The 24,737-nt window shown below is 66.6% G+C and carries 20 protein-coding genes; 12 read left to right on the plus strand and 8 right to left on the minus strand.

The genetic code is table 11. The features are described 5' to 3' along the window. Window positions 1-83: 83 nt before the first annotated feature. On the minus strand, window positions 84-1,007 hold the full coding sequence (gene rfbD / locus GO308_RS00865) for a dTDP-4-dehydrorhamnose reductase (protein WP_240883541.1): 924 nt from the start codon (window positions 1,005-1,007) through the stop codon (window positions 84-86). Between the two features lie 173 nt (window positions 1,008-1,180). On the opposite strand from rfbD, the gene rfbA reads away from it, so the two are divergent. The 3 genes from rfbA (at window position 1,181) to rfbB (ending at window position 3,775) form a co-directional block, all read left to right on the plus strand. Continuing rightward, window positions 1,181-2,065 (plus strand): glucose-1-phosphate thymidylyltransferase RfbA, encoded by an 885-nt coding sequence (gene rfbA / locus GO308_RS00870; protein ID WP_066480583.1) that lies wholly within the window; start codon window positions 1,181-1,183, stop codon window positions 2,063-2,065. Beyond that, window positions 2,062-2,607, plus strand: coding sequence for a dTDP-4-dehydrorhamnose 3,5-epimerase (gene rfbC / locus GO308_RS00875; protein ID WP_066480286.1), 546 nt, complete (start codon window positions 2,062-2,064; stop codon window positions 2,605-2,607). The genes rfbA and rfbC overlap by 4 nt, the downstream gene beginning before the upstream one ends. A gap of 100 nt (window positions 2,608-2,707) precedes the next feature. Next, entirely contained in the window at window positions 2,708-3,775 is a 1,068-nt protein-coding gene (gene rfbB, locus GO308_RS00880) for a dTDP-glucose 4,6-dehydratase (RefSeq protein ID WP_066546523.1), read from the plus strand. Window positions 3,776-3,805: 30 nt separating this feature from the next. Here rfbB and GO308_RS00885 read toward each other — a convergent pair whose 3' ends face one another. Further along, complete coding sequence (locus tag GO308_RS00885; protein WP_066480289.1) at window positions 3,806-5,041, minus strand: cell wall hydrolase; 1,236 nt, start codon at window positions 5,039-5,041, stop codon at window positions 3,806-3,808. Then, on the minus strand, window positions 4,981-5,475 hold the full coding sequence (locus GO308_RS00890) for a Rap1a/Tai family immunity protein (protein WP_240883542.1): 495 nt from the start codon (window positions 5,473-5,475) through the stop codon (window positions 4,981-4,983). The genes GO308_RS00885 and GO308_RS00890 overlap by 61 nt, the downstream gene beginning before the upstream one ends. Window positions 5,476-5,962: 487 nt before the next feature. Here GO308_RS00890 and GO308_RS00895 point away from each other — a divergent pair, with 487 nt between their 5' ends. Further along, window positions 5,963-6,640: a sugar transferase gene (locus GO308_RS00895; protein ID WP_346769053.1), complete on the plus strand. Its 678-nt coding sequence runs from the start codon at window positions 5,963-5,965 to the stop codon at window positions 6,638-6,640. Window positions 6,641-6,807: 167 nt separating this feature from the next. Continuing rightward, window positions 6,808-6,939 carry a hypothetical protein gene (locus GO308_RS18575; RefSeq protein WP_276616308.1) on the plus strand — a complete coding sequence of 44 codons (132 nt, stop codon included), beginning with the start codon at window positions 6,808-6,810 and terminating at the stop codon, window positions 6,937-6,939. A gap of 110 nt (window positions 6,940-7,049) precedes the next feature. Here the strand turns inward: GO308_RS18575 and GO308_RS00900 are convergent, their stop codons facing one another. Together GO308_RS00900 and GO308_RS00905 are read right to left on the minus strand one after the other, a co-directional pair. Further along, a complete protein-coding gene (locus GO308_RS00900) occupies window positions 7,050-8,582 on the minus strand; it encodes a hypothetical protein (RefSeq protein WP_240883543.1) in 1,533 nt (510 codons plus the stop codon). Then, the gene (locus GO308_RS00905) at window positions 8,579-9,019 is read right to left on the minus strand and encodes a hypothetical protein (RefSeq protein ID WP_066480292.1); all 441 of its coding nucleotides are present in this window, start codon (window positions 9,017-9,019) and stop codon (window positions 8,579-8,581) included. The genes GO308_RS00900 and GO308_RS00905 overlap by 4 nt, the downstream gene beginning before the upstream one ends. Before the next feature lie 383 nt (window positions 9,020-9,402). Here GO308_RS00905 and GO308_RS00910 point away from each other — a divergent pair, with 383 nt between their 5' ends. The 3 genes from GO308_RS00910 (at window position 9,403) to GO308_RS00920 (ending at window position 15,761) form a co-directional block, all read left to right on the plus strand. Further along, window positions 9,403-13,074: a glycosyl hydrolase gene (locus GO308_RS00910; RefSeq protein ID WP_240883544.1), complete on the plus strand. Its 3,672-nt coding sequence runs from the start codon at window positions 9,403-9,405 to the stop codon at window positions 13,072-13,074. Between the two features lie 186 nt (window positions 13,075-13,260). Next, the gene (locus tag GO308_RS00915) at window positions 13,261-14,526 is read left to right on the plus strand and encodes a hypothetical protein (RefSeq protein ID WP_240883545.1); all 1,266 of its coding nucleotides are present in this window, start codon (window positions 13,261-13,263) and stop codon (window positions 14,524-14,526) included. Beyond that, window positions 14,523-15,761, plus strand: a complete 1,239-nt coding sequence (locus GO308_RS00920) for a hypothetical protein (protein ID WP_066480298.1) — start codon at window positions 14,523-14,525, stop codon at window positions 15,759-15,761. The genes GO308_RS00915 and GO308_RS00920 overlap by 4 nt, the downstream gene beginning before the upstream one ends. Here GO308_RS00920 and GO308_RS00925 read toward each other — a convergent pair. Together GO308_RS00925 and GO308_RS00930 are read right to left on the minus strand one after the other, a co-directional pair. Next, entirely contained in the window at window positions 15,742-16,800 is a 1,059-nt protein-coding gene (locus tag GO308_RS00925) for an acyltransferase (protein ID WP_066480300.1), read from the minus strand. The two genes, GO308_RS00920 and GO308_RS00925, sit on opposite strands and share 20 nt — an antisense overlap. Before the next feature lie 210 nt (window positions 16,801-17,010). Continuing rightward, a complete protein-coding gene (locus GO308_RS00930) occupies window positions 17,011-18,375 on the minus strand; it encodes a hypothetical protein (protein ID WP_240883546.1) in 1,365 nt (454 codons plus the stop codon). Between the two features lie 184 nt (window positions 18,376-18,559). Here GO308_RS00930 and GO308_RS00935 point away from each other — a divergent pair, with 184 nt between their 5' ends. Together GO308_RS00935 and GO308_RS00940 are read left to right on the plus strand one after the other, a co-directional pair. Beyond that, window positions 18,560-19,648, plus strand: coding sequence for an alginate lyase family protein (locus GO308_RS00935; RefSeq protein WP_066480304.1), 1,089 nt, complete (start codon window positions 18,560-18,562; stop codon window positions 19,646-19,648). A gap of 2 nt (window positions 19,649-19,650) precedes the next feature. After that, a complete protein-coding gene (locus GO308_RS00940) occupies window positions 19,651-21,372 on the plus strand; it encodes a heparinase II/III-family protein (RefSeq protein ID WP_240883547.1) in 1,722 nt (573 codons plus the stop codon). A gap of 29 nt (window positions 21,373-21,401) precedes the next feature. On the opposite strand, the gene GO308_RS00945 is transcribed toward GO308_RS00940, so the two are convergent. Next, entirely contained in the window at window positions 21,402-22,502 is a 1,101-nt protein-coding gene (locus tag GO308_RS00945; protein WP_240883548.1) for an acyltransferase, read from the minus strand. 119 nt (window positions 22,503-22,621) lie between these two features. Between GO308_RS00945 and GO308_RS00950 the strand changes: the two genes are divergently transcribed. Further along, a complete protein-coding gene (locus tag GO308_RS00950) occupies window positions 22,622-23,515 on the plus strand; it encodes a glycosyltransferase (protein ID WP_066480308.1) in 894 nt (297 codons plus the stop codon). A 22-nt stretch (window positions 23,516-23,537) separates the two neighbouring features. After that, on the plus strand, window positions 23,538-24,731 hold the full coding sequence (locus GO308_RS00955; protein WP_240883549.1) for a hypothetical protein: 1,194 nt from the start codon (window positions 23,538-23,540) through the stop codon (window positions 24,729-24,731). Window positions 24,732-24,737 lie beyond the last annotated feature (6 nt).

Raw genomic sequence — 24,737 nt, forward strand, 5'->3', positions numbered from 1 at the left:
TGGTTCAGAACGCGCCACGGTTCGTTCCTGTCACCCCGGCCTAGTGCCGGGGTGACGATGGAAATCGCGCGGACGGTCGAAACTCACGCCGTGGCAGGCCCAGGTGCTGCCAGCAATTCGTCGAGGATTTCGTTCAGCGCAATTTGCCACGGGCGGGGCGCGATGCCGTAGTCCCGCGTGATCCGCGCGGTCGACAACAGCGAATTGGCGGGCCGTCGCGCGGGCGTGGGATACTCCGCGCTGGAAATCGGCAGAACCTGTGCCGACGGTCCGCCGCGCGCGGCCGATTCCTTCAGCACCGCTTCGGCGACCCCATGCCACGTGGTCGGCCCCTGATTGGCGAAATGAAAGATGCCGGCCGGTGCGCCGTCATCCTGCGCCATCCGGATGGCGACAGCGGCGAGCGCGGCGGCGAGGTCGGCGGCGGCGGTCAGCGAACCGTGCTGGTCGGCGACGACGCGCAGCACGTCGCGGTCGGCGGCGAGCCGCAACATGGTCTTGACGAAATTGCGGCCGTGCGCGCTGACCACCCAGGCGGTGCGCACGATCGCATGGCGCGGTTGCGCCGTCCCGATCGCCAGCTCGCCCGCCAGCTTCGATGCGCCATAGACGCCGAGCGGCGCGACCGGATCGTCGACCTCCCACGCGACGGCGCGATCGCCGGGAAAGACATAATCGGTCGAGACGTGAACGATCGGGATGCCCCCGGCCTCAGTTGCGGCGGCGGCGAGCGCCGCAGGGGCCATCGCGTTCACCTGCCACGCGGCGACGACATCGCTTTCGGCCTGATCGACCGCGGTATAGGCCCCCGCGTTGATGATTGCCGCCCACGGGCGCGCCCGCACCGCGGCAGCGATCGATCGCGGATCGGCCAGGTCGAGTTCGCCGCGCGGCGGGGCGACGATCCGCCACCCCGGCGGCATGGCCAGGCGTTGCAGTTCGGTGCCGACCTGCCCCGACCCGCCTGTCACCAGAATCTCGCGCGTGGCCGTCGATGCGCCGTCCATAGTCGCCCTTTCCCGTACCGGCGGCGGCTTGGCATTCGCGGCGCGCCAGATCAACCGGCGATGTCGGCGGGGCCAGCGCGGCCGCATTGCCCTGCGCCACCCGACTGCGTAGAGGCGATGGCGACTGCGCGCGGCCCGGGCTGATCGGGCGCGATCGAACGGGAAGGATGAAGGTGCGCAAGGGGATCATACTCGCCGGGGGTTCGGGCACGCGCCTCTATCCCCTGACCCGCGGCGTCTCGAAGCAGCTGATGCCGGTCTACGACAAGCCGATGATCTATTATCCGCTGTCGACGCTGATGCTGGCGGGGATCCGCGAGGTGCTGGTCATCACCACGCCCCAGGATCAGGCGGCGTTCCGCGCCGTGCTGGGCGACGGCGCGGATCTGGGCATGGCGATCGACTATGCGGTGCAGCCCGAACCCGCGGGGCTGGCCCAGGCCTATCATATCGGCGCCGATTTCGTCGGCGACGCACCCTCCGCGCTCGTGCTGGGCGACAACATCTTCTACGGCCATGGTTTCAGCGAACTGCTGGCGCGGGCGCAGGCACGTACCGACGGGGCGACCGTGTTCGGCTATTATGTCAGCGACGCGCGAGCCTATGGCGTCGTGTCCTTCGACGCCGATGGCCGAGCCGAGACGATCGAGGAAAAACCCGCGGTTCCCAAGTCGAACTATGCGGTCACCGGCCTTTATTTCTACGACGGCGACGCGGTCGCGCTAGCCCGTGACCTGAAGCCATCGCCACGCGGCGAGCTGGAGATCACCGACCTCAACCGGCTGTATCTCGATGCGGGCAAGCTGGCGGTCGAGATCATGGGGCGCGGCTATGCGTGGCTCGACACGGGGACGCATGCATCGTTGATCGACGCCGCGCTCTATGTGCGGATCACCGAAGAACGCCAGGGCCTGAAAATCTGCTGTCCGGAGGAGATCGCCTGGCGCCAGGGCTTCATCGACGATGCCCAGCTCGAGCGGGTCGCCGCGCCGCTGCGCAAGAGCGGCTATGGCGAATATCTGATGGGCCTGTTGCAGGGCAAGGCCGCGCGCGCATGAAGCGGATCGACACCGAGATCGAGGGGCTGGTGATCCTCGAGCCGAAGGTGTTCGGCGACGATCGCGGCTTCTTCATGGAAAGCTGGAACGCGCGCAGCTTTGCTGAACTCGGTCTCGATCTCGACTTCGTGCAGGACAATCACAGCCGATCGGCGCGCGGCGTGCTGCGCGGCCTGCACTTTCAGAACCCCAATCCGCAGGGCAAGCTGGTTCGTGTCGTCAACGGTTGCGTCTGGGACGTGGCGGTCGATCTGCGGCGCAGCTCGCCCACCTATGGCCGCTGGGTCGGCGTCGAGCTGTCGGCGGCGAACAAGCGCATGTTCTGGGTCCCGCCGGGCTTTGCGCACGGCTTTCTCAGCCTCGCCGACGACACCGATTTCCTCTACAAATGCACCGGCTATTACGATGCCGCGCACGAGCATTCGCTCGCCTGGGACGATCCGGACATCGCGATCGACTGGCCGCTGGGCGATATCGCGCCGCAGATTTCGGCCAAGGACCGCGCCGGGCAGCGCTTTGCCGACATCGCCGCATTCGACTGAGGCCGCGCTTGCGCACCGCCGTCGAAGCGCATTGTTTCCCGCCGTCGCCGTCCGTAAAGCAGCGGTTTCGATCGCAGGACGGCAGTAAAGGATCCGAACAATGGCCAATCTGATCGTGACGGGGGGCGCCGGTTTCATCGGGGCGAACTTCGTCCACCACTGGCGGCGGGTGTCGCCGGCGGACACGATCGTGGTGCTCGATGCGCTGACCTATGCCGGCAATCCCGCGAACATCGCCGGGCTCGACGGGGTCGAGCTGGTCCGGGGCGACATCTGCGACACCGAACTGGTCGGTCGCCTGATCGCCGATCATGCCATCGACACGATCGTGCATTTTGCCGCCGAAAGCCATGTCGACCGGTCGATCACCGGCCCGGATGCGTTCGTCACCACCAATGTCGTGGGGACGCATAGCCTGCTCAAGGCGGCCAAGGCGGCGTGGCTCGACACCGGCACCGGGCGACCGCACCGCTTCCATCACGTCTCCACCGACGAGGTCTATGGCTCGCTCGGGCCCGATGACGCGGCGTTCAGCGAAACGACGCCCTATGCGCCCAACTCGCCCTATTCGGCGTCGAAGGCGGGCAGCGACCATCTGGTCCGCGCCTATCACCACACCTACGGGCTGGAGACGACGACCAGCAACTGTTCGAACAATTACGGCCCGTTCCAGTTTCCCGAAAAGCTCATTCCGCTGTTCACGCTCAATGCGCTCGCCGGCCGCGCGCTGCCGATCTATGGCGACGGGATGAACGTGCGCGACTGGCTGCACGTCGAGGATCATTGTCGCGGGATCGAGCTGATCCTGAAGCACGGCCGGATCGGCGAGACCTACAATGTCGGTGGCGGCCAGGAGCTGCCCAATCTGACGGTCGTCGAGGAAATCTGTCGCGGCATCGACGCGGCGTTCGCGGCGGATCCGTCGCTCGCGCGGCGCTTTCCCGGCGCCCCCGCCGCCCAGGGTCGCGCAACCGCCGAGCTCAAGCGGTATGTCGAGGATCGCAAGGGCCATGACCGCCGCTATGCGATCGACGAAACCAAGATCAGGTCGGAACTCGGATATGCCCCCGCGCGTGACTTTGCGCAGGGCTTTGCCGAAACCCTTGCCTGGTATCTCGGCCACGAGGACTGGTGGCAGCCGCTGGTCGCTGCCCGCGTCGCCGCCTGACGATTGCGCGCTGCTCCGGGTGCGTCCGGGTCAGGGTGCCGGCGCGGTGGACTCCGCCGTACGGTCCGCGCGTTCGTCGCGTGCGGCCTCATTCATGCCGATGACGAAGCGCCTGCCCGCAGGCTTGCGCACCGCGGGTGGCCCGGGCGCGGCGGCAGCGGCAGCGCTCGTTCCCGCTGCGCCGGGGGCGGGGCCGTCCGTCGCCACCGCCGCAGCGTCGACCGGCCCGGCCGCGCGCGATGCGGCGTCGCGATAGGCCAGGATCGGCCGGTCCGCGATCGTCGCCACCGTCGGCGTTTCCGGGGTCTCAACGGGCGCGGCCGCGGACATCGCGCTGTCGGGCATGACGCCGATCATCGGTTCGCCGCCCGCATAACGCTGGGTAAAGGCCGTCGGAGTGCCCCAAAAGCCGTTCCAGCGATAGAAGATGTGCCGACCGATGCGGATCGTCTTGGCGAGCGATGACGCCCAATAGGGCACGACATAATCGGCATGATAATGCGTCGCCAGACCGACCGGGGCGTAGACCTGGCCACGCAGCGCCGATTCGGCAACGAAGCGCGCCTGTTCCCATCGGCGCGGATCCGGCGCCCGCGCGGTCGATCCGTCACAGGTGAAGGTGAACTGGCAACCGGTCGGACGATTCGCGCCCTCATAGACGACGCCGCAGACGGTCGAGGGATAGGTTGGGTGCCGCACCCGGTTCAGCACGACCTGCGCGACCGCCTGCTGCCCGCCCAGCGGCTCGTTCCCCGCCTCGTAATAGATCGCCGCGGTCAGGCATCCGACCGACCGGTCCCAATCCGGGCTCCCCGACGCGACGACGAGCGCCGGGGCGGACGGGTTCGGGCCCTTGGCGAACGGGATGCGGGCATTCTCGTCCAACGCTTCCTCGACCGTCAGCTTGCGCAGCGCGGCGGGATCGGACGGCGGCGCGACGGGCGCGATCGGCGGCACGTCGATCACGGTACCGGGGCGCTGCCTGGGCAGGGCCGACGATTCCAGCGCGCGCATGACGAAATAGACATCGGCCGCCGCGAAAATAAGCAAGGCGGCGAGCGCAACGGCCAGAATGAGGTTGCGCCGGTTCCGCCGGCGACGATGCGCCGCGATGTCGATCGCGGGCAAGGGGCGCGGCGACCGGATCGCGGCTGCGTCGCGCCCGCCATCGTGGGGGGCAAGGTCGATTCCGGGCTGCACGATCGTCATCGCGATGCCGGTGCCGGTTGCGCGACGACCGGCGGTGATGGCGTGACGGGCACGCATGGATAGGCGGTCTTCAGCGCGACGAGGATCGCCGAAGCCGCCTGGCCAGCGCGGATCTGTTCGTTTCGCGCCGCATAGGCGAGAAAGATGTTGCGCAATTCCGCCTGCGTCGTCGCGGGCGGGATGCAGAATTCACGCTGCTCCAGCCACACTTCGTACGCCCGCGCCATGTCGTGCACTGCAGCGATATAGGCAAAGCAATAGGATGCGCTGGTCTGCGCCGGCTCGCGGCATCGGTCGACCAACTGGCCGGCGGACAGGAACCCTGAACTCTGCGGCGAATCGGACGTCTGGGCGCGCGGCAAATTTTGCGGTGCACCAGACGGCGTTGCAGGCGCGGGTGCAGGCGCGGCTTGCGTCACGGCCGGGCTGCCGACTGCCGCAGCGCCGATCTGTGATCCCAGGATGGCGAGGGTGAGGAGCGCGTAAAACATCGGGTGGTAAGTCAGCCTCGTGTCGCCATTTGGCAAGGTCGGGTCGATAGCAGGCACCTGCCGCTCAAGCCATCGGTGACGGTCGCGCGTGCCTCTACCACTTATTCGGCCGTTCTCGCTACGCCTGTACGGGGTCGCAGGCACCTTGTCCTTGAACGGGACAAGCGCGTCCGTCGGGCCGTCGCATTATCAGGCCGTTCAACCGACAAATCCTGTCTGCCGCGGTTGCGGCGCCTTCGCAATTGCGTCATTTCCTGCCCTGACTCGCACGCTAGGGAACTTCAAAAGGGGATCGACCTTCCGAACGCGTCAGTTTCCGTTGCCCGGCATCTCAAGGCTCGGCCGGCACGGCTTCGGAATTATGTTGCATTGCAGCGATTGTGTTGCACGCGCAAAACCCTTAAGTAACGCTCGATTAACTTGAATGACTCAACGCGACCGTGAGCCAGGCGCGCCATAAAGAAAGGGAGCTTTCATGGACGTAGCGATTTCGGCCACCCAATCAGCCAATCGAGCGTCTGGAAAGTCGACCGGTTCCGAGTCGGCCGCAGGTCTTACCTCTGCCCTCGTCCGGGCGGCGGACGTCACGCTGGCGATGGCGGCCTTGATCTTCCTGGCACCGTTGCTGCTCCTGGTCATGCTGGCGATCTACCTGTCCGATCGCGGGCCGGTGATTTTCGCGCATCGTCGGCTTGGCCGCGATGGCCGCGAGTTCGGCTGTCTCAAGTTTCGCAGCATGGTGACAGACTCGCAGGAGCGTCTCCGCCACATTCTGGAAACCGATCCGGTCGCCCGTGAAGAGTGGATGCGCGACTGCAAGCTGCGCAACGACCCGCGGATCACCAAGGTCGGGAGCTTCATCCGCAAGACGAGCATCGACGAACTGCCCCAGCTCTGGAACGTGATCCGTGGCGAGATGAGCATCGTCGGGCCGCGGCCGATCATCGCGGCCGAGCGCGAGCGCTATGGCCGCTATTTCGCGCACTATGCGGCGGTTCGCCCCGGCCTGACCGGGCTTTGGCAGGTCAGCGGGCGCAACGACACCACCTATCGCCGCCGCGTGGCATGCGACGTCGTTTATGCCCGCCGCTTTTCCTTTTCGTTCAATGTCGCGATCATCGCGAAGACGATCCCCGCTGTTGTCATGAGCCGCGGCAGCTACTGATCGCCTGCGGCGACGACGCCGCTTTCCGACATTTGACCATGTGCCCGCCGACAGGGCGGGCTCCGTCCCGACTGTGACCTATTTATGGCGCAGTTGGGACTATCAATTGTGCGCGGACCGTCTATATTTGACACATAATCGTAATGACTTTTCTCAGGAGAGAGTCCGTGCGTGCACACGCGAGCTACAGAGTGAGTGGAAATCTCGCTCGCGCCATGGCGGTGGCGTTGCCCCTGTCGCTGATGCTTTGGCTGCTGATCGGCAGCGCGCTGCTCGCGGTGCTCCCGAACGCGGGATAAGCTTCCGCCATTCCGGCGTGTTACTGGCAACCAAGGGGCGGTGGTCCCTTGCGTCCCACCGCCCCGAAGGCGTTGCGCGGATGTAACATGGGCGCACTTGCCGCGCGCGCTTAATCCCGCCCGAACAGCCCTGCCTTTCTCGCCGCCGCGCGCGCCGCGACCCATGCCGCCAGCTCGCTCGACGGGTGCAACCCGTCATTCACCGCCACCCCGCGCACCGGCACGCCCGATGCCATCGCCCCGGTGATCGCCGGGAACACGGTGCAGGTGACGTTGCCGACCCCGCTCACCGCCGTGACCGTCGTCACCGCCGCGCCCGCCTGGCCCGCGTTGATGGCGATCGCCGCGCCGACCGGGATCGGCCCGCGCACCGTGATCGACGTGGCACCCGCCAGCGTCGCCGCCTGCAGCGTCGTGTTGATCGTCGAGAAATCCGCGCGCCACTTGCCTTCCGCCGCCGCGCCCAGCGTCTCGCGCCCGTCGAACAGGTGCCCGATGAACTCGAACGCATCGACCCCGGCGGGCAGGCCCGCCAGCGCGTTCTGCACCTGCTGGGTGAACCCGCTCGGCCAGTCGTGCGACGTGACGAACGCCTGCCCGGCGGCGGTGGTGAACTGGCTCGTGTCCGTCGTCGTGTAGGGCGTGAAGCCCAGCTGCAGCAGGGGCACCGGCCAGATTGCCTTGGCCAGGTTGTTGCTCACCGTGATGCGGTCGCGCCAGGTGTTGAGCGATCCGGTCGCATCGTTCAGCCCCATCTGGTTGATGATGCGCGTGAAGGGCAGGTTGGGCAGCCCCGCCATCATCTCGCCGCGCCGCGTGAAATGCGACGCCAGCGTGTTCTGGCGACATGCGGCCGATGGCGCGGCCAGCTTGCCATAGGCGATGCGCCGCGCGCCGCCTTCGGTGCTGTCCAGCCAGCGCGCGACCCAGCCGCGATTGTTGCGCGCATCGGCGGTGTTGCTTGCTTCGCCCGTCCCGAACGCGATGCTGTCGCCCAGCACCAGCACCACGTCGCGCCCGTCGCCGCCCTGCGCTACGGCGGCGTTCGGGCCATAGGCATAAAGGTTCGACGGCGCATTGTTGGGGATGGTGCCGCCCGTCAGGAATGATGCGCGCGACGTGCTGGCGACCGACCACGCATCGCCATTGGCGGTGACGGGGAAAAAGCTGCCGATCATCGCAGCCGATCCCACCACGGCGCGCCACGCGGTGACGATGCCGATGCGCGATCGCGGCGGCACGAGCAGGTCGATGGGATCGCTCCAGACCCCCGCACCGGGTGCCAGGGTGGTTCCGGGCTGACCCGAAAAGCTCAATTGCCGTCGCACCCCGCCCGTGATGATCGCCGCTCCCTCGATCACGACCGGCTGGTTGCCGTCGACCTCCTGGGTCAACGATCCGGCGTTGCCCCTCAGCACCCAGTTGCTGAAATAGAAGCGATATCCGGTGACGGGGTAGTCGGGCGACCAGGCGTTCTTGATCGACGCGCCGTATTCGTGGGACGAATTGGTCGTGTAGATCGACAGATGCTGGTTCGCCTCCAGCCCCGACGCCGCAAACAGCCAGGGGGCGCTCTCCGGGATCGACGGCACCCCCCGGGTGCGGGCTACGGCCAGGCCGCGCGCCACGACGTCGAGGCTCATTGTGCCACCCGATAGCTGACGGTGCCGGACGACAGCGTCATCGACAGCGCATAGGTCGCTGCCGCGTCCCCTTCCTCAGTCACCGGCTCGTTGCAATTGGCGGTGAACTGGCCCCAGCTGCCGCCGGCGACCGTCAATGGCGACCAGGTCGCGCCACCATCGGTCGATCGCACCACCCGCACCGTGCCGGTCCAGGTGCCGGTCAGCGTGACCCAGATCGGGCGGCCCAGCTCCGGGTCGAACGACGGCGTCGTGCCGCTCGCGCTCGCCGATCCGGTCAGCGGCGTCGACGTGGCTGCACTGGTCCTGCCCGCGACGGGCAGGGGATTTGTGCCGCTCACATGAACGCCGTCGCCGTCAATGTTCGCAAACGCAGCAAGCTGCGCCGTGATGTACCCGGCGGGCGCCTCGACCCGAAGCGGGGGTGGTGCATTCATCCGACATCTCCTGATTGTTCATGATATGTTCCATATCCATTTGGCGCGCTGTAGGACAGCGTGCCGAGGCGACGCATGACGACGCGAAAAAAACACCGCCCGGCGTTTGTGCAATGACTTGGATAATTGTCGATCTACTGCAGGTTTATGGGCCGTTCACCATTGCATTTACACGCAATTTAACGGGCACGGGGCAATGACCGGGCCAGTGAGCAGGGGTTGTGCTCGCTGGGGAGTTTTTCATGGCAATCGCGACATCCATGGCTGCCTTGCAGGCAGTCAACATTCAAGCTGCGACCAAAATCCATAGTAGTGTAGCTCAGATCGTCGAGCTTTCTGCTGTTGAATCGAAAACCTATTTTCGGTTCAGTTCATCGCATGATGTGACATTCTTTCAGGATGATGGTCGTACGCTGGAGCGGTTGCATGTCGAGGGTGGATATGATGTTCGGCTGATCGGTGCGAACTTTCAACCCGTCGCTGAAAGTTCTTCCGCCACACTGCTGTTCAAGACCGTCTCAAATTCGGTCAATGTGATCGGTACCCGGATCGACCTCGGCGATGCGTCGGCGCGCGACGGCATTGCGGTTGATGGCGGCCCGTTCCGTCCGGACGTGACCATCGAACGGTCGATGGTCCTCGACGTATCGGGTACGCATGCGGGCGTTCATGGCGACATCTTCCAGGCCTATGGCGGGATCGGTGCCCTGACGATTTCGGATTTCGTCGGGACCACCAACTATCAGGGCATATTTCTGGGCGGCACGTCGGGCCAGATTCCGAGCCGGGTCACGCTGGACAATGTGCATCTGGGCTATGCGGCCGGCCCCAACGCCTATCCGGTCCTGCTCTGGCTTGGCGGGGGCAGCGACACCCGGTTCTCGACGACCCTGCGTGACGTGACGCTCGACACCCAGGCCGCATCGCGCGGCACCGATTATGCGACGATGGTCCATCAGGGTGATGCGCTGGTCCGGACCAGCCTGACCGGCGGCCAGGTCAGCTTTGCGACCGCCGACGTCACGGGCGGCTTGTCCTTCGGGAACGGCGATGCGGTTCGCAGTTCGATCGGTGCGGTCGGGGCGGGTTTCGACAGCGTCGGTGAACTGGCGCGCAGCTTCGGCGTCGACCGCGTCGTCGACGGCACCGACGGCGCCGATCGCCTGGTTTCGCCGCACGCCGCGATCCTGCTTGCCGGCAGCGGCAACGACACCCTCGTCGGTGGGGCCGGCCGCGACTATCTCAGCGGCGGCTGGGGCGCCGACGTGATGAGCGGCGGCGGCGGCGATGACGTTTACGTCGTCGACAACAGCTGGGACCAGGTGATCGAGGGCGCGGGGGAAGGCAATGACACCGTCCTCAGCACGATCAGCTACACGCTCGGCGCACATGTCGAAAATCTGACGCTGGCCGGTACCGGCGCGATCAACGGCACCGGCAATGCCGCAGCGAACGTCATCGTCGGCGGCCTGGGTGCCAACCGCCTGTCCGGTGGCGGCGGCAACGACCAGCTTCAGGGAGCGGAAGGAAATGACGTCCTGAACGGCGACGCGGGCGACGATACGCTCGACGGCGGGACGGGGCAGGACACGCTCACCGGGGGTGACGGCAACGATGTCTATGTGGTCGATGATCGCGCGGACGTAGTGGTTGAAAGCAGTGCCGCGGCGTCCGGGATCGACACGGTGATCAGCGCGGTGACCTACACGCTGGGCAGCAACGTCGAAAATCTGGCGCTGACGGGCACGGCGTCGCTGTCGGGGACGGGCAACGCGCTCGACAACGCCATGCGCGGCAATGATGGGGCGAATGTCCTGAACGGCCTGGCCGGCGATGATGCCCTGTTGGGTGGTGCGGGCAACGACACCTTGTCCGGTGGTGACGGCAATGACCGGCTCGACGGCGGCGCGGGCGTCGACCGACTGGCGGGCGGTGCCGGCAACGACATCTTCGTCTTCCGGCCCGGTGAGGCGAATGGGGATCGGGTGACCGATTTCGCGGCGGGCGACCGCCTGAGTCTCGAAGGCTATGGCCGTGGTGCGACGGTCAGCGTCAGCGGCAACGTCCTGACCGTGCGCCATGCCGGCGGCGAGGACCGGATCACCGTCGATGGTGCGCCGCTCAAGTCCTCCGACTGGTCGCTGGTCGATGCCGCCGCGACCCCCGTCGCCGCACCGGACCTCTCGACGCTGATCAAGGCACCGGTGGATGTCGTCTCGAAACCGCTGGTCGATAACGTTGCGACCGTGATCGATACGGGCCCGCGAACCTCGGTCTACATCAACAACAATTCGGCCGATGTCGCCGTGGCCGAACAGTTTCTCGGCCGCAAACTCGACGCGATCCAGCTGCACGGCGGTGTCGCCAGCTGGGACGACTGGCTGAGCTCGCCGGCATGGATCGCCGATCAGGTCGCGAACGTCGCCGCCGACAAGATGTGGTCGATCGGCCTGATCCCGTGGGGGGCGTCGCTCGCCCAGGCCGCGGCGGGTGCCTATGACGACAAATATGTCGCGCTCGCGCGCCAGTTCGTCGAAAAATCCGCCGGGGACGCCCAGATCTACATCCGCGTCGGATGGGAGATGAACACGACGGGCTGGAACCCGTGGTCGGCGATCGGTCAGGAAGATCAGTATGTCGGCGCGTTCCGCAACTTCGTCGACGCCTTCCGCTCGGTTTCTGACAAGTTCGTGTTCGAATGGGCACCCAATATCAACACCGGGGTCAATACCGAGCGCTTCTATCCGGGCGACGACTATGTCGACGTGATCGGCTTCGACTTTTACTATGACATTCGGTGGGATCCAAAGGACCCGGTCGAAGCCTGGAATTACTTCGTCAGCCAGCCGTTCGGCCTGCAGTGGCAACAGGATTTCGCCCGCGCGCATGGCAAGCCGACCGCCGCGTCGGAATGGGGCGTCAATAGCGACACTGCCGGGCCGTTCATCGCGCTGGCGGCGCAATGGTTCAAGGACCATGGCTTTCTGTACCAGAACTATTGGAACTCCGACCTCGCGTTCAGCGGCAGCCTCACCGACGGCAGCTATCCGGACGCGGCCAAGGTGTTTCAGGACGTTTTCGGTGCCCAATCCTATGCCGGCCCCGTCACCGTGGGGCCGGCACCCGCGTCGGATGCCGTTGAGGCCAGCCGGGGGCCGCGGGCCGACTTCATGCTTGCGACGACGGGCGATGATGTTTTCGCCGTCGATCACGCCGGCGACGTGGTCAGCCCCGACCTGGGCGGGGTCGACCTGGTCAAGAGCACGGTGTCCTACACCCTGGGTGCCGGACTTGAGAACCTGAAGCTCGACGGCGCGTCGGCCATCGACGGTTATGGCAACAGCCTCGACAACGTGCTTGGCGGCAACGATGCGGCCAACCGGCTTTCTGGCAATGCCGGGAACGACACGCTGCGCGGCTTTGGCGGCGACGACTATCTCGACGGCGGCTGGGGCAATGATCTGCTCGACGGCGGGTCGGGCGTGGATACCATGTCCGGCGGTGACGGCAACGACGTGTTCGTGGTCAACCACGCGGGCGATACCGTGGTCGAATGGATCAATGCGGGCAAGGGCGGGACGGATACGGTCGTCAGCGCGGTCGATTACACGCTGGGGTCGGCGCTCGAGAATCTGGTGCTCAACGGCAGCGCACCGACGAGCGCGCGGGGCAATGCGCTCGCCAATATCCTGATCGGCAATCGCGGCAACAACGTGCTGCGTGGCGAGGGCGGCGACGATGTCCTCAACGGCGGCCGCGGCGCGGACATGCTCTACGGCGGCACGGGCAACGACGTCTTCGTGTTTCGCGCGGGCGAAGCGAACGGCGATCGGATCATGGACTTCGCGCGCGGGGATCGCATCCGGCTCGAAGGCTACGGGTCGGGGGCTTATGCGACGGTCAGCGGGACGCAGCTCACCATCCATCATGGTGGGGGCCGCGAGGTCGTCGACGTCGCCGGCGTGCCCGTCCAGCCGGGCGAGTGGTCCTTCGGCGCGATCACGCCGAATGCGGCGGAAGCGGCACTGACGTCGGTCGGCATGACGGTGGCCTGATCCGTCCGGTGCGGTGAGCCGGGACCATCCGTGCTTGTCGATACAATGGTGCACCTGCTAACGCCGCCACGCGCTTAGGGGGCGCGCGAACCGTCGCGTCCCGCATGTGGAGACGCAATGCAGGGCTTTGACGAGTGGATTAATCGGAACCTGCGGCGCTTTCCCGGCGGTGGGAAGATTGCTGCGATGCAGAATCGCCTGGCGTCCTTCGCCGAGCAGGGGATTCAGGGTGTCGCCAATGTCGCGGTCAACATCCTGCTCGCGCGCGCACTCGTCCCCGACGATTTCGCCGCGATCGGCACGATGCTGGGCGTCCACTATTTCGTCCTCGGCATGCACCGGACCGCGATCGTGCTGCCCTTCATCCTCGACGCGTCGGGCACCGACGATGCCGTTGCGGTCGAGGGCCGCTGGTGGTGGTTCAACCTGCTGTCACTGGTCGTCATCGCGGCGATTCTCGCGGTCATCGCGGCGGCGACCGCACAGGTTGCGGGGGACAGCCCCTGGCTGGTTCAGGGGATCGCGCTGACCGTTCTCGTCAGCCCGCCGCTGCTATTGTTCGAATTTGGCCGGCGGGTGCTCTATCAGCGTCGGCTGCCCGCGACCGCGGCGCTGGCGTCCACCGTCTACCTCCTCCTCAACCTGGGCGTCGCCGCCGCGGTGCTGGCATCGCGCGGCGGGGCGACGCCGCTGCTCGGGGCGATGGCCTGGGTGTTCGCGGGGATCGGCGGTGCCGCCACCGCGACGTGGGCAGCACCCCCCGGACGGTTCGATGTCGCGGCGGGCTTCAGGCTGTGGTGGGCAAACCGCAGCTTCGCCTTCTGGCAGGCGATGACCAATATCCCTTACGCCGTCTACAACAGTTCGGTGGTTGTCTTCGTCGGCATTTTCGGCGGTGCGGGTGCGGCCGCGGCATTCACCGCGGCGCGGACGCTGACCAACCCGGCGATCAGCATGGTCACCGCGGTCGACTCGCTCGACAAGCCGCGCGCGGCGCGCGCGCTGGCGAGCGAGGGTTTGCCCGGCCTGTTCCGCTCGATTGGCCAGACCCGCAAATTGCTCGCACTGATCACCGGCACCTATCTCGGCGCGCTGATCCTGTTTGCGGAGCCGCTGCTGACGCTCGCCTTCGGCGACCGCTATGTCGGACAGGCGAATGCGGTGCGCGGGCTGGCGCTCGTCTTTTTCCTGATCTGCATGAACCAGCCTTCGGAGACGCTGTTGATCGTGCTGCGCGCAAGCCGGACCCTGCTCGTCACGCGGATCATCGCCGCCGTCGTCGCCATCGCCAGCCTGGCGCTGGCCCAGCCATGGGGCCTGATCGGTGCGTGCGTCGCGCTGCTCGCGACCCATGCGCTGAACCTTGCCAACCTGCGCGTCGCCGAACGCATTGCTGCCGGGCGTTGGCGGACGCAGATGGGCGACGCCGCTTCATCGGAGGATCGCGCATGATGGGTCCCGGTTCCACCGACGCTTCCGGCACACGAAAGCCGCGTCTGCTCTATCTCACCCGCACTTATCCCTATCTGCCCGCGACCGGCGGCGACATGGTCTATTCGGCCGGCGTCATCGAATCGCTGGGTCAGGCCGCCGATGTGACGGTGCTCGCGGCGAGCAACGGTGCCGTCGAGCCGGGATCGTTCGACGCGCACGGCGTGCACTGGCGCATCGTACCGCGCGCTCGCGCGGCGTCGGCGCGATCGCTCGCTTCGGCCATGCCGAACATCGTGTGGCGCGGCGCGACGCCGGCCTATCGGGCCACGCTCGATCGGCTGCTGCGCGAAGCGTGGGACGGGGTCGTGCTCGATCATCTCGGCAGTGCGCACGCGCTCGCCGCGATCGATGGGCAGCGCCGCGCGGGTCGCAGGCTGCCGGTGCTCTATCTGTCGCACGAGTTCGAGGCGGAGGCGCGTGCCGAGAAGTACCGCGCCTATGGCGGCGGGGCGCTGCGTCAGGCGGCGCTGCGCGTCGACGGTGCGAAAGTCGCCCGTTGGGAACAGCGCGTGGTGGCGGCAAGCGACGCGATCAGTGTCATCAACCCTTCCGAAGCCGCGCTCTATGCCCGTCAGGCACCCGACAAGCGCTTCGTCACGACCACGCCCGGCTATGCCGGGCCGCGCGTCGCCGCGCGTGTCATCGACGCATCGGTCCCGCGCCGCATCGCGTTGCTGGGCGGGCGCGGATCTCAGCAGAAGCAACAGGTGCTGCTGCGGTGGCTGGCGGAATCGGCGGCGATCATCGCGGCGGCCGGGGTCGAGATGGAAGTCATCGGCGCGCTCGACGCGGGCCTGCGCGACGATATCGCGCAGCGTTTTCCCGAAGTCACGATCCGCGGCTATGTCGACGATCTCGTGGCGCATCTCCAGACCTGCCGGCTGGGCGTCATCCCCGATTTCGTCGGGCGCGGAGTCAAGCTCCGCCTGCTCGATCTCGTCTTCGCGCGCGTGCCGCTGGCGGGACTTGACGGCGCGATCGACGGCCTGCCGCTGGCGGCCGATCGCGACTTCGCCGAAGCGCCGACGCTCCCCGAACTCGCGCGACTGGCGGTGGCGCTTGTCGATGACCTGCCGCGCCTGAATGCGTTTCAGGAAAGCGCCTTCGCGGCATGCGACGGTGCCTTCGACTGGCGCGATCGCGGCCGCGTGATCGTCGACCTGTTTGCGACGATCAACGCGCGGTCAGGCTGACTGGTGCAACGTGCGGCGGGGCGCTTTCCGGCGCGGGGCGCCTGCGTCGACGATTGAGCACGCGGTGGAGCGGGCGCTCGATCGCATGGTGCGCGATCAGCCCGATCACGATTGCGCCACCCAGGCTGCCGAGGACCATCGCCGCGAACTGCACCGGACCGGTAAGCGGCAACAGCCGGAGCACGCGTCCCATTCCAGCGACCACGATGATCTGAAACAGGTAGATCGAATAGCTCGCGTCGCCCAGATGTGACAGCAGCGGCACGCGCGGCAGCCGGTGATTGGCCTCGACCGCCAGCGCGCCCGCCACGATTGCGAATGCAGGCAGTCCCCAGGACAGGACGCGCGGGCCCATCACGGCGGCGCTTGCCGCCAGTGCCGCGATCCCGACCGGCAACAGCAGCATCGCCGGCGGATGCGCCAGCTTTTCGCGATAGCGCGCCAACAGGATCCCCATCAAAAACTCGGCGATCAGCGGATCGGTATAGGTCAGCAGGATGGGGTTCTCGAACCGGAATGCGAGCCCGGCCGCGACAAGCGCGCAAAGCGTCGCGCTGATCGAGACGAGCAGCCGGCGGGTCGCGATCGCGATCGCGAACAGCAGATAGAAGAACATCTCGAAATTGAGCGTCCAGCCGGGGATCAGCACCGGCCAGATCCGATCGGGATGCTCCAGATTGTAATGCGGGATGAACAGCAGCGACTGGACGAGATCGCCGAGGATCCTTCCGTCCCAGGTCAGCGGGGAGCCCGCCGCGACCAGCAACGTCAGGAGGGTCGCGATCCAGTAGAGCGGCACCACGCGGACGATCCGTCGCCGTACGAATTCCGCCGGTGCCTCGCCGCGCGCCGATTCATACATGATGAACCCGCTGATGATGAAGAAGATGTCCACGCCCGCCTGGCCGATGCCCAGGTCGGGCACCGGGTTGAACAGCCACGGCCGGGGGTTCCGCGCGTGGTGCAGGATGACGATGATCGCCGCCAGTGCGCGGAGATACTGGACCGACACGAATTGCTTCGGTTTGGACTGGGTCATCTACGCCGACCTCTCAACCCTGTTCAGGCGAACGCGCCTGGGCAACCGTGCGATGTTCGGCTGCCGTCTCGCGGGCAATAGCGGATCGCCGGGGGGATGGCAGCCGCTCGGGCGGCATCGCGCGGGCTTCCCGACCTGAACCCGACACCGTTCACCGCGAAGCGGGCGAGCGCCGATCCGTTCCGATGAAACGGACCCCCGCGTGCGGCGCTAGCCGGTTGCGCTGCGCTGCGGAATCGACCCGCGCGCCACGCCGTCCTGGTCGTAGCGTCTGGGGTCGAATGCGGTAGCCCACAGGCCGCCCGGATTGAGGCGCCGGATCGAAAGGTCGGGACGCAGCAGCCCGGCGAGCAGGTAGCAGATGAAGCCGTTGACCGGCACCGCCAACGACCCGTTGAGGAACACGAACGACACCAGCAACCCGAGCGCGAGCCGTCGCGTCGGCGTTCGCGAGAACAGCATGTGGATCAGGAAGATGTGGAAAAGCACCGTCGAGATCAGGCCATATTCGACGCTGACCTTGGCGAGCGACCACCACACGATGTCCGGGTTCTGAAGGATGTTGCCCGCACCCTTCCCCGAATAGATCGCTTCCGGTCGCTTGTAGAATTCGCGCATTTCGATGATGGGGGCGACGAACCGCTGGTTGCCGCTGGTATTCGGACGGTTCAGTTCGGTGATGCGATGCTGGACCGCCTCGTACCAGCCCGACAGAAAGACCGCCGGGGGCAGGATGAGCAGTGCCGCCGCCAGCAGGCCCGCGACCCGCGGCGACGTGCGCAACAGGACCAGCGGCATCGCCGACAGGACGAGCAACAGCCCGGTGCCGGCAAATGCCGACAGCATGACCACGCTGTACAGCGCCAGGCGCCACAGCCGCTGGAACCAGATTACCTCGATAAGCAGCGCCATCCCGACGAATTGCGAGAGGATCGACACTTCCAGAAAGAAATAGGCGTTGGGCTTGTAGAACCTCGAACCCCATTCAAGCGGCTGAAGATAGACGAACTGCACGTATCGAAAGGACGGCGGAATAAGCTCGTCGAGATTGATCCAGTAATCCGCCGACCACACGATCTGGATGGCGTGCTGGAGCAGCGTCAGGCCGCATACCCCGACGATCGCATTCTGGAACATCGAGAGGCATTTTAGATAGGTTTCCTTGCTGCACTGAATCTCGAAACAGCAAATGAAATAGATCAGCGCGACCAGCAACAGGCTGGGGAAGGACGGCGGCAGCGTCGCGAAGAACTGGCTGACGATCGCGCTCACCAGAAACAGCGAATACAGGATCAGGCGGACCGGATTGAGCTTCAATACCCCCCGGACGACCAGATAGAGATGCGACAGCGAAAAGCCGATCAGGCTGAAGCTCGCAACCGTGCCGGCAGCCGGAACCCCGAATTTCTGGAGGACGATGAGCGTGAAGAGCATCGCGGCGAACGCATAGAGCGTCGCGCGCTGTGCCGCCGTTCCCGCGCCCTCGCCGCGCCGTGCCGATCCGCCGTGCAACACGAGCGCCGTCGACGGCCGCGCCGGACGCGGTGCTCCTGGACCAGCAGTCGAAACGATCATTTCGTCACTTCCGTCGTCATTCCGGACCGGTCCCTTCGGGCAGTGAAGCGCCCGTACGGCATTGACCGGCGTCCATCGGGTTTATCCCACATCCTTTCGCACTTGCACAAGATCGGTCGTGACCCGGGCGATCTCCTTGGCTAATGAGGCCGGGCATTGGGTCTCCAGCGAGGGGAACGGGAGTATGGCGTTGCATCTGAGTACCCGCATGGTCGTAGCGGGGCTGTCGGCCGTATTGGCCGCACCTACCGCAGAAGCGGCCGTCGCGCCATCACCGGCCGGCCGCATTCTCGCACACCATGTCGCATGCGCCGCCGCGCCAGAACCCCTGATCGCGCTGGCCAATCAGACCAGTTACCAGACGGGCGACGCGACCTTTTCCAAGGTGGACGACGCACGCGAGGCGATCCGGCGCGCACAGATTGCCCCGCTGGTCGATCTGACCCGTCGCACTGCGACCTATGCCAACCGCTACGTCCGCAGCCAGGGGCGCGACACGGCATCGGGCGCGTGCGTGCTGCGCTGGCTCGACCAATGGGCGCGCGCCGACGCCATGCAGCGAATGCTGACCCATGACGCGCAGTTCGTGCGCGCGGTCAATCTGTCGGGCTGGGCGCTCGCCTATGCGCAGGTGGCCCGGCTGGAGATCGCGGGGGACGATCCGCGTCCGCGCATCCTCGCCTGGTTCGCGCGGATGGCTGACGATCTGCGCCGCCATCACGACGGACTGACCAACACGACCGCGCGCAACAATCACCGCTACTGGGCCGGACTCGCGGCCATGGCGGTCGGGCGGGTGACGCAGGATCGCGGCCTGCGCGACTGGGCGCTGGCGTCGGCGCGGATCGGGCTGGCACAGGTCAATGCAGAGGGCGCGCTGCCGCTCGAACTGGCACGCGGCGAACGCGCTCGCCACTATCATCTCTACGCGGCGACCCCGCTGGTGATGACCGCAGAACTGGCGTTGATCGATCGCGTCGATCTGTATCGCGATCATGGCGGTGCGTTGCGGCGGCTGGTGCGCTTTGCGACCGGAAGCATCGGCGATCCGTCGCGCATGGCGTCGCTGTCGGGTGCGAAGCAGCTGCCCTTTGTCGACCCGCGCGGGGCATTTTTTGGCCAGATGGTCGCGTGGTACGAATATTACGGTCGGCGGTTTCCGGGCGAGCCGGGCGGCGGCGCGATCCTGACGCATCGGCCCTTGGTGAACGCGGAAATCGGTGGCGACATCACGCTGCTCGCCTCGCACACGACGGCGACGCCGCGACCTTGACCATGAACCGTTCGCGATTCGACCGCCTTACCATTGCGGCACGCGCCATCGCGTACGTGCCGCCACACATGCTGCTCGGGCATTTGCGCCGGCGCGTGCGCGACCGGTGGGTTCCGCGACGCGCGACGGCCTATCGGGCGGTTCTGGCGCGCGAGGCGGCGGCACTGCCCGCGATCGCCGCTGCACCGTCGCCGGCGGCGCGGGCGGCCGCTGCGACGGTCGCGACCTTTTTCGGTGCCAAGCACGCGAAGAATGTGCCGCAGTGCCTGGCCGGGCGATTCACTTTCCTCAATCGCACGCATGATTTCGGCGGGGTCGGGGCGATCGACTGGCGGATCGCGATGGATGAGGGAAACCATCAACTTTGGCGGTCCAACCTGGCGTTCATGGGCTATGTCTGCGCGGTCGCCGACGCCCAGCCGGCCGAGGGGCTGGCATTCGCCGCCGAACTCGTCACGGGCTTCGATGCGGCCGCGCGCTTCGAAAGCCGCGCGGACTTCGGCGAATTGTGGCACCCCTATGCCGTGTCGCAGCGCACGCTGGCGCTGGCCGCGACGTTGATCCGGCTGCCCCGCGCACTGGTCGGCACCCCGGCATGGCAGGTGGTCGAGCGGTTTCTGCGCGTGCAGGTCGCCTATCTGCTGCGCAACCTCGAGACCGAGCTCGGCTGCAATCATCTTGAGCGCAACCTGTCGGCGCTGGCGCTCTATGCGCTGGCGGCGGGCCAGATGCCCGACGGGGTCGCACGCGAATTGCGCGGCCAGTTCGATGCGATCGTGCGGGATTCCTTTGGTGATGACGGCGTCCAGCGAGAGCGCTGTCCGATGTATCAGGGATTGTGCGTCCAGAGCCTGCGGGTGCTGTCCGCTGTCGATCTGTGGACGCCGGCCCAGCGCGCGCTGCTCGCGGATCGGCTCGCCGCGGTCGAAACCGCCTTCGCCGCGTTGTGCCTGGGCGACGGCCATCCGTCGATGATGAACGATGGCTGGTTCGACGAGGTGCCGCCCGCGCCGGTGGTCGTGCCCGCCATCGCGCCGCCCGCGTTTCATGCGATGCGCGATGCCGGTTATGTCCGGCTGGCCTCCGGCGCGGCCGTCGTCCTGTTCGATGCCGGGCCGATCGGCATCGACAGCAATCCGGGGCATGGTCACGCCGATTTCCTGAGCGTCGAGGTCAGCTTGGGGAGCGAGCGGTTGATCGTCGATCCCGGAACCTACCGCTATTCCGCCGGGGCGGAGCGCGACCGGCTGCGCGCCTGGGATCGGCACAATGGCCCGATGATCGTCGGCGAAAAGCCGGTCGAATATCTCGGCTCGTTCAAGGTCGGCCGGCGCGCGGCGGCGCGGCTGCTCGCCACCGACGGCGCGATGCAATTGGCATCGGGCGCGCTGGAATTCGCCGGAATCGGTGTCGCGCGCGAGGTCGTGCTGACTCCGGACGGGCTGTCGCTCCGCGACCGCTGGGATCGCGGCGGGGGCGAACGGATGACGCGGCTGCTGGTCCCCGACGCCTGGCGGATCGGTGCGCACGGTGCCGACGGTGTCGAACTGGTCGGCACCGCACATCGCGTGCGGATGACCGTCATCGGCGGCACGCTCGAAATCGTGCCCGGCCAATGGTCGCGCCGCTACAATGTGGTGGAAGACGCGCACGAGCTTCGCTGCCGCCCACAGGGCGACCACATGGAAATCCGCTTCGAGTTCGAACCGATCGCGCGCACCTAGCTCGCGGTTGCGGGCGTCCGTCGGTGCGCTTAGCTTCCCGCTGCTTCGGTGCGTGCGCGCGACGCGGGCGCGGGAGGGTCGCGGAGCGCGCGTGCGCGCAGCCCCTGCGTCAACGGCTTTTCGATTGCCAGGTGGACCGCGATCCCCACCGCCGCGACGAGCGCGTAGACGCCGAGCAGGATCAATACCGACGGCCCCCACGACATCGTTGCGAGGCCGGCCAGGCCCAGTGCGATACTGACCGCCTTGATGACGAAGGCGTGTGTCAGATAAACCGCGTAGCTCGCCTCGCCCATCAGCATCAGCGCGCGCGAACGCGCGGTCGCGCCGCCATGTTCGAGCGCCAGCGCGCCGCCGACGATCATCATCGCGGGCACCCCCCACTTCACTTCGCGGACCAGCCCGGGCCAGAAATAATCGCCCGCGATCAACAGTGCCATGCCGGCGATGCACAGGGCCATGCTGGCCAGTCGGTAACCGCGCCCGCGCGCGCGCATCGGCATGCGGCGAAAGGCCAGGTTGAGCCACATGCCGATGGCGAATTCGATCATCAGCAGGTCGGTATAGGTCGCGAGGATCGCGCCTTCCGGGCGCAGGACGAAGCCGGCAAGAACGAGCGCCCCCAACACCGCGCTGATCGCGGCGATCCGGGCGATTTCGCGCCGCAACATCAACGCTGCGCCGCCGAGCAGGTAGAAGAAGATTTCGTAGTTGAGCGTCCAGCCCATGAACAAGATGGGGTGCCGCTCGCCGCTCGCATCGACATAGGGGACGAACAGCAGCGATTTCGCCAGCTCGACGACGCCCGGCTTGCCGCCACTGCCGGCCAGCTGCGGCGCCACCTGGGCAGCCGCGAACAGCGCGAGCGTCAGCAGCCAGTAGAGCGGGATGACGCGGATCGCCCGCTTCAGCAGAAAGACGAAACCGCTTTCGGGTGCATCGCCGCGCGTCACGTGCGCGATGATGAAGCCGCTGATCAGGAAGAAGATGTCGACGCCTGCATTGCCGAAATCGAACGACACCCGCTGACCGACCGGGGTGAGCAGGCGCGCATGATACAGCACGACCATGAACGCGGCGACCGCGCGCAATGCCTGGAGGTTGCGGATCGTGCGGTCGGCGACTGGCATGGCGGTCGGCAGAATCCCTCTATCCCGGCCTCTGGTGCGCCGGGGTGGCACAATTGCGTTCGCAGTTGCAACAAGCTAGGGCTCGCGCGCAGTGAGCAGGCAGAGGCCGGTCATTGTCGATGACTCCGCGTTTTTCAATCGTTATCCTGACCTTCGCGCGCGACCCGGTGCTCGCGGAGACGCTGGCGCGACTCCGCGAAAAGGTGGCGGCGCGGGCCGATTACGAAGTCCTGCTGGTCGACAACAACCCGGATCGCGCCGACCGTGAACGGCTGCTCGAAGGTTTCGCGGCGACCCGGTATTTCTGGGACGGCGTGAACAAGGGTGTGTCAGCGCGGAACATCGGCATCGCTGCGGCACAAGGTGACATCGTCATCGTGCTCGACGATGATGTTCTGGTGGAAAGCAGTGATCCGCTGGCGGTGTTTGGCGCCCTGTTCGACGCCGATCCCCGGCTTGGCGCGGTCACGATCGCCAAGCATGTCCGCGGCGCGGATACGCGCCGGGTCGACCTGATCCCGCACACCCGCAAGGACGTCGACCTGGATCGCGAATTCATGACCTTTCGATTCGTCGGCGGTTGTGTCGGTTTTCGCACCGCCGCAATCCGGGCGGTGGGCGGGTTTTCGGACCAGTTCTTCTATGGGCTGGAGGAAATCGAGCTTTCCTACCGGCTGATCAATGCCGGCTGGACCATCCGCTATTCGCCCGCCGTGGTGGTCGAGGAGCTGGAGCATCCGTCCGGGCGGCGGCCGACGCGCGCGGTGCAGACCGACCGGCTGGTCAACAAGTACATCATGTCCTGGCTGCACATGCCGTTCCCGCACATCCTGGCCAACTATCTTCTGTTCACGCCGTACATCGCCTACCGCGTGAAGGGACAGGTGAGTATCGGCACCGCGATCGCACGGTTCGTCCGATGGCTGGCCCGTTCCGACCGGCCACGGCGAAATCCGCTGTCGCCGCGCGCCGTCGCCTATATTCGCGACTGCGGGGGGGCATTATGGCGGTGATCATGTTTGAAACAGGTGCAGGTTGAGCGGCGCGACCCCCGCCCTTGTCATTGTCGGCTATGATCGCCCGGATGCGCTTGCCGGCCTGCTGACCGCGTTGCGCGCGGGCACCTATCCCGACGGCGTTCCGCTGGTCATCAGCCTGGACCTGTCGGGCGATCCCCGACCCGGTGAGGTCGCCGACGCTTTTGAATGGCCGCGTGGTCCGAAACGGGTCATCCGGCATCCGCAGCGGCTTGGTTTACGTAATCATATCCTGAGTTGCGGCGATCTGAGCGAGGAATATGGCGCGGTCATTGTGCTTGAGGACGACCTGCTCGCCGCGCCGCACCTGTACGCCTATGTCGAGCGCGCGATCGACCGGTTCGGCGCGGACAACCGGATCGCGGGCATCTCGCTCTATCATTACCGGATCAACGAGTTCAACAACATGGACTTCGAGCCGATCGACGACGGCAGCGATGTCTATTTTATGCAGGTCGCCGCATCCTGGGGCCAGGCGTGGACCGCGTCGCAATGGCGACTCTTCCGGCAATGGTATGCCCGGTACGGGCGCGATCCGATCCGCGTCACCGACGGCGTCCCGCGCCAGCTCGAGGCGTGGCGGGACAATAGCTGGAAGCGCTTCTACATGAAGTATCTGGCCATGACCGGCCGCTATTTCGTGTACCCGCGCGCGTCGCTGACGACCAACCGTGCGCGCCCCGGCACCAACACCAAGCGCGCGGTCAGCATCTATCAGACCGCGATGGACGTCGGCGCGCGCGACTGGCGGCTGCCCGCGCTCGACCAGTCGCTGGCACGCTACGACATCTTCTACGAGCCCGAACCCGATACGCTGCGCGCGCTGCAGCCCGCGCTGGCGGACGCGGATTTCGACGTCGATCTCTATGGGGTCAAGCCTGCGGCGGCGCTGACGCGTCCCGACCTGTTGTCGTCGCGGCCTGCCCGGCGCGGGAGGCTGCGCTTCGGGCTCGTTTCCGATGCGCCGGCGGTGGCATCGATCATCGCGGGTGTGCCCGGCAGTTTCTTCACCCTGGCGCCGCGCGATCACTTTTCCGCCATGTCCTTGGGACGCCGCTGGGCGCTCGCCCGCGCGACCCAGGTCGGACGGCCAGGCAACGCAATGATGTTTCAGATGTTGAAGCCGGTTCAGACCGAAATTCTGATCCGCAAACTGGCGCGCGCGCGCCGGCAGGCCGCAATTGGGGAGTGAGCTGAA

Source organism: Sphingomonas sp. SFZ2018-12, from assembly GCF_022496715.1.
Classification (GTDB): Bacteria; Pseudomonadota; Alphaproteobacteria; order Sphingomonadales; family Sphingomonadaceae; genus Sphingomonas.